We start from the raw sequence: 1,000 nt of genomic DNA, 5'->3' as shown, positions 1-1,000 counted from the left end.
ATTGCCTTGGTTTGGAAAAAGCTTGGTCTGGAAAGTCTGGTCCGGAGAGACTTAGTCAGCGCGCCGTGGCGAGCTGCGCGCGAACCGACTCCATGAAGTGTTCGTAGGCGTAGTCCACGATCTCGTTGAGCGATCGCGTGCGCGCGAACATCGCCTTGGCCTCGGCGAGAAACTCCTCGCGGGTCGGAATCTTCGGCAAATGCAGATGCGTCAGTGCATCGACGCCTTCGTGCGCGCGACTGAGGATGTCGTGCAGCGTCGGCAGTTGCAATTGGGCCAAATCGGCTCGGCGTAGCGCCGACGAGATCGCGTGCGCCAGGGTCTGCGCATCGAACCGTCCAGCAAGCTCGCGGCCCGCCCGGTTGATCACGCGTGCGCCGAGCGGCTGCTCGTTGCGCAGCACCTGCTCGGGCGGCGACTTCATGTTCCAGACGATGCCGAACCAGGACAGCACCTTCAGGATGTAATAGGTGATGTCGATTTCCCACCAGCGAAAACCTTGTCGCACGCTGCTCTGGTAGGCGTGGTGATTGTTGTGCCAGCCCTCGCCGAGGGTGAACAAGGCCAGCAGCCAATTGTTGCGGGAATCATCGCCGGTCACGTACCGCTTGCGTCCATGCACATGGGCGAGGGAATTGATGCAGAAGGTCGCGTGATAGACCAGCACGGTGCTCCACAGGAAGCCGACGACGAGACCGGACCATCCGCCAACCAGGAAGCAGAGCGCAGCCAGCGTGACGGCTGGGAGGAGTTCGAGGCGATGCAGCCACATCAGCTCCGGATAGGCGGCGAAATCGCCGACCTTCACGAGGTCGGTGCCATCGTGCTGCCGGTAGAAAATCCAGCCGAGATGACTGTAGAGGAAGCCCCGATGACGCGGCGAATGCACGTCGTCTTCGGTATCGGAATGCAGATGATGATGCCGATGCTTGGCCGCCCACCACAAAACGCTTTTCTGCGCGGTGCTTTGCGCAAGCCAGGCCAGGATGAATTGAAACAC

1 protein-coding gene is annotated in these 1,000 nt (G+C 61.0%); it reads right to left on the bottom strand.

Annotated elements, in window-relative coordinates; translation table 11 throughout:
• Positions 1-55: 55 nt before the first annotated feature.
• Positions 56-1,000, bottom strand: a 945-nt coding sequence (locus tag AC0L2J_RS34740; protein WP_473395981.1) for an acyl-CoA desaturase, incomplete at its 5' end; no start/stop codon positions are given.

The sequence above is a fragment of the Bradyrhizobium sp. MV1.5 genome, assembly GCF_055807615.1.
This window is presented reverse-complemented; position numbering and strand designations above follow the sequence as displayed.